Annotated in this window: 7 protein-coding genes; 2 read left to right on the forward strand and 5 right to left on the reverse strand. The window is 71.6% G+C overall.

The genetic code is table 11. The features are described from left to right. Positions 1 to 161: 161 nt before the first annotated feature. On the reverse strand, positions 162 to 1,019 hold the full coding sequence (locus tag DW309_RS16470; protein ID WP_136045984.1) for a fumarylacetoacetate hydrolase family protein: 858 nt from the start codon (positions 1,017 to 1,019) through the stop codon (positions 162 to 164). A 14-nt stretch (positions 1,020 to 1,033) separates the two neighbouring features. Beyond that, complete coding sequence (locus tag DW309_RS16475) at positions 1,034 to 2,008, reverse strand: C-terminal binding protein (protein WP_136045985.1); 975 nt, start codon at positions 2,006 to 2,008, stop codon at positions 1,034 to 1,036. A gap of 76 nt (positions 2,009 to 2,084) precedes the next feature. Here DW309_RS16475 and DW309_RS16480 point away from each other — a divergent pair, with 76 nt between their 5' ends. Together DW309_RS16480 and DW309_RS16485 are read left to right on the forward strand one after the other, a co-directional pair. Further along, positions 2,085 to 2,834: an SDR family NAD(P)-dependent oxidoreductase gene (locus tag DW309_RS16480; RefSeq protein ID WP_136030038.1), complete on the forward strand. Its 750-nt coding sequence runs from the start codon at positions 2,085 to 2,087 to the stop codon at positions 2,832 to 2,834. Beyond that, positions 2,827 to 3,177 carry a nuclear transport factor 2 family protein gene (locus DW309_RS16485; protein ID WP_136045986.1) on the forward strand — a complete coding sequence of 117 codons (351 nt, stop codon included), beginning with the start codon at positions 2,827 to 2,829 and terminating at the stop codon, positions 3,175 to 3,177. Before DW309_RS16480 ends, DW309_RS16485 begins: the two co-directional genes overlap by 8 nt. A gap of 15 nt (positions 3,178 to 3,192) precedes the next feature. On the opposite strand, the gene DW309_RS16490 is transcribed toward DW309_RS16485, so the two are convergent. The 3 genes from DW309_RS16490 to DW309_RS16500 all read right to left on the reverse strand — a co-directional run. Then, complete coding sequence (locus tag DW309_RS16490; RefSeq protein WP_136030042.1) at positions 3,193 to 3,471, reverse strand: type II toxin-antitoxin system RelE family toxin; 279 nt, start codon at positions 3,469 to 3,471, stop codon at positions 3,193 to 3,195. Beyond that, positions 3,468 to 3,743 (reverse strand): type II toxin-antitoxin system Phd/YefM family antitoxin, encoded by a 276-nt coding sequence (locus DW309_RS16495; RefSeq protein ID WP_205812845.1) that lies wholly within the window; start codon positions 3,741 to 3,743, stop codon positions 3,468 to 3,470. The genes DW309_RS16490 and DW309_RS16495 overlap by 4 nt, the downstream gene beginning before the upstream one ends. Positions 3,744 to 3,809: 66 nt before the next feature. Next, positions 3,810 to 4,232 (reverse strand): DinB/UmuC family translesion DNA polymerase (locus DW309_RS16500; protein ID WP_446724766.1); only part of this gene is annotated, 423 nt, incomplete at its 5' end.

Genomic DNA, 4,232 nt, shown 5'->3' on the forward strand with positions numbered 1-4,232 from the left:
CGGAGCCCGAGCGCATCCCGGTCGCCGACCCCCTGCACCGCACCCCGCCGCAGCCGCCGCGCGACCTCGCCTGACTCACCACACCCCCGACGGCCTCTGGCCGCGGCACGGCGCACTCAGCGAAAGGAGCCGTGCCGCGGACACAGGCCGCCGGGGTCGCGTCAGCTCAGGTGCACGCGCTCGGTCCGCTGCCGCTGCTGCCCGAGCCCCTCGATCTCGATCGTCATCTCATCGCCGTCCTGCAGATAGGGGAAGCGTCCGGAGAGCGCGACGCCCTGCGGGGTACCGGTGTTGATCACGTCGCCCGGCTCCAGCACCAGGTAGTGACTGAGCTCGTGCACCAGTTGCAGCACCGGGAAGATCATGTCGGCCGTGGAGGAGTCCTGCCGCGGCTCGCCGTTCACGAAGGAGCGGAGGCGCAGCGCCTGCGGGTCGACCTCGTCGGCGGGCACGAGCGCGGGGCCGAGGGGGTTGAACGTCTCGGAGCACTTCCCCTTCGACCACTGCCCGCCCGAGACGTCGAGCTGGTACGCCCGCTCCGACACGTCGTTGGAGATGGTGTACCCGGCGATCACGTCGCGGGCGGCCTCGGGCGACGGGAGGTAGCGAGCGGTCCTGCCGATCACCACCGCGAGCTCCACCTCCCAGTCGACCTTCTCCGCACCGGGCGGCAGCAGCACCACGTCGTTCGGGCCGACCACGGTGTTGGGGTGCTTGAAGAAGAGCACCGGGTGCGCGGGCGGCTCTGCGCCGGACTCGGCCGCGTGCGCGGCGTAGTTCTGGCCGATGCACAGGACCGCGGTCGGGCGGGCGACAGGAGCGCCGAGGCGGAGGCCGTCGACGTCGGCGACGGGCAGCTCGTCGCGGCGCAGGGCCTCGCGGGTGCGGGCGATGCCGTCGGCGGCGAGGAACGCCCCGTCGATCTCGGCCGTGAGGGGCGCGAGGTCGCGGATCACCCCGGCGTCGTCGCGGACGTAGGGGTGTTCGTGGCCGGCGGGGCCGAGGCGCAGGAGTTCCATGTCGGGCTTTCGGGTCAGCGGGCGGCGGCGAACGACGGGTTGACGATCGGCACGGACTCGCCCGCGAACGACCGGATGATGTTCTGGGCCGCGTGCACCGGCAGGTCGGCGAGGGCCTCGGGGGAGTACCAGGCGGCGTGCGGGGTGAGCAGCACCTGGTCGAGGTCGCGGAGCGGGGAGTCGGCGGCGAGCGGTTCCCCCGCGAAGACGTCGAGCGCGGCGCCGCCGAGGTGTGCGTCGCGGAGGGAGGCGGCGAGCGCGTCCTCGTCGATGAGCGGTCCGCGGCAGGTGTTCACGATCACGGCGCCCGGCTTCATGGTGGCGAGGGCGGCCGCGTCGATCAGGTGCCGGGTGGCGTCGGTGAGGGGCACGTGGAGGGTGAGGATGTCGGCGCGGGCGATGGCGTCGGGGATCCCGACGGGCTCGCAGCCCGCCTCGCGCACGGCGTCGGCGGGGGCGTACGGGTCGGCGACGAGCACACGGAAGCCGAGGCCGCGGAGTCCGCGCGCGACGAGCGAGCCGATACGGCCGAAGCCCAGCACGGACACGGTGGTGGTGGAGGGGCGCACGGCGAGCGGTCGGGCGTCCACGGCCTTCCAGGTGCCGGCGCGCACGGCGCGGTCGTAGGCGGGGAGTCCGCGCGCCTGGGTCATGATCATGGCCACGGTGTGCGCGGCGACCTCTTCGATGCAGTAGCTGGGGGTGTTGGCGACGGCGATGCCGCGGGCGGTGGCGGCGTCGACGTCGATCATGTCGTACCCGATGCCGACGCGGCTGATGAGGCGCAGGTTGGGCATCCGGTCCATGAGGTCGCCGTCGATGCGTGCCCACTGCACCACGAGTCCCTCGGCCTCGGCGCCGAGCACGGCGATGTCGTCGGGGCTGCCGGAGGCGGCGCGATCGGCGCGCAGGCCCGCGCCGCGGAGGGTGTCTTCGATGACGGTCCCCGGGAGGTCGCAGTCGGTGACGAGGATGAACGGCGCAGTCATGGGAGCGATGCTATAGCATCTAGCAAAGCGTTGTACAGCGGCTGACAGCGACCGGTTCTTGCTATAGCGTTTAGGCATGACTGTTCGCCGCGCACTCATCACCGGCGCGAGTTCCGGCATCGGAACCGCCGCCGCCCTCGAACTCGCCCGCGAGGGCGCCGCCCTCTGGATCACCTACACCGGGCGCGAGGCCGAGGCCGAGCGCGTCGCCGAGGAGTGCCGGGCGGCCGGTGCCGCCGAGGTGCTGGTGTCACGGCTCGACCTGCGCGACCCCGAATCGATCGACGCGCTCACCGACCGCATCACCGTCACCTGGGGCGAGCTGCACGTGCTCATCAACAACGGCGGAGTCTGCCCCTACACGCCCTACCCCGACATCGACATCGAGGAGTGGGACTTCGTCCTCGAGACCAACGCGCGCGGCACCTTCCTGCTCACCCGGGCGGCACTCCCCCTGCTGCGCGCCGCCGAGGGCGACCGGTCGGTGGTCAACATCGCCTCGATCGCCGGACAGGTCGGCGCCCTGCAGACCGGCATCCACTACGCCGCCAGCAAGGGGGCGCTGCTCGCCATCACCCGCAGCTTCGCGCGACACCTGGCCTCCGAGGGCATCCGCGTCAACGCCGTCACCCCCGGCCCTGTCGCCAGCGCCATCACCGACCAGCTCCAGGGCGAGGGGCGCGCGAAGCTCGAAGCCGGCATCCCCCTCGGCGCGTTCGGCCAGCCCGAGGACGTCGCCTGGATCATCGCGTCGCTCGCCTCGGAGCGCGCCCGCTTCATCACCGGAGCCACCTACGACGTCAACGGAGGAGTTCGCATTGACTGACCGCACCGCCCTCGACCGATCCGCGCACGACACCGTGCAGGCACAGCTCGACGCGTTCAACGCCCACGACCTCGACGCGTTCGTCGCCACCTACGCCGACGACGCCGTCATCACCGGTGTCGCGCCCGAACCCATCGTCGGCGCCGAAGCCATCCGCGCGTTCTACGAACCCCGGCTGCAGAACCCCGAGCTCTCGTGCGTCATCGAGTCGAGCGTGCTCTTCGGCGCGCGGTGGGTCGTGGCGCAGGAGCAGGTGATCAACGCGGGTGTCGCGACCGAGACCATCGCGACCTTCGACGTGGCGGACGGCCGCATCGCGCGGGCGTCGATGCTCAAGGCCTGAGGCGCGGAGGCGGGGTCACCTGCGGCGGTACCCGTCCGCACGGTGGGCGATGCGCAGGACGTACACCGTGCGAGTCTCCTCGTCGACGCGGACCACCACGCGATAGGCGATCCCGACATACCCGCTGCGCTGGCCCTCGAGTTCGGCACCGAGCGCCTTGGTCGTCCGCATCGGGTTCTCGGCGAGGGGGCCCTCCAGGAACCGGAGAACGGCATCGGCGAGCTTCGGCTCCAGTCGGTGGAGTGCTCGCACCGCGGGACCCGTGAGCTGGACGTCGTAGTGCTCCGCGGTCACCGCCGACCCAGTTGCTCTCGCACCTCGGCCAGACTCAACGTGCGTCCTGCGGCGATGTCTGCATCGGCTTCCGCGACCTCTTCCGCGTGCTGCGGATCTTGCAGGAGCGCGAGAGTCGCCTGCAGTGCGTGAAGGTCGTCGACACTCAGCATGACCACCGCGGGACGCCCGTGACGAGTGATGGTCACCGCCTCGTGCGTGGTGTCCACCGACTCGACCAGTTGAGAGAACCTGTCCTTCGCCTCGCTGACTGAGACCGTCTGCATAGTCATGAACATAGCCTAAATTCAGGCCCGATTTCTGGCCAGTATTCTCGGCGACGGCCCTCGTCCGGGGCCTCACTCGTGCTCGGGGAGGATCGGCGTGGACCAGCCGGGGTCGCGTCCGAGCTGTGCGGCGCGGGAGACGGAGGTCGCACCGTAGCGGTCGCGCAGGGTGTCGAGCACCGAGTCGAGGCGGGCGTCGTCGCCCCAGTCGATCGGGAGTTCCGGCTGCACGCGGTCGGCGCGGTCGAGCTGCGACAGGGAGAGGCCGAGCAGCGTGATGCCGCGGTCGGCGACCTCGGACTGCGCGGCGGCGAGCAGGGTGCGCGCCACCGTGAGGAGGATCGCGGTGCGGTCGGTCGGCGCGCCGAGCGTGCGGGAGCGGGTGGCCTTCGTGAAGTCGCCGAAGCGGAGCCGCAGCACCACCGTGCGGCACACGCGGTCGCCGTCGCGCAGCCGCCGGGCGAGCCGGTCGACGATCTGCGTGAGGATGAGGTC

Source organism: Microbacterium sp. K41 (assembly GCF_004794395.1).
Taxonomy (GTDB): Bacteria; Actinomycetota; Actinomycetes; order Actinomycetales; family Microbacteriaceae; genus Microbacterium; species Microbacterium sufflavum.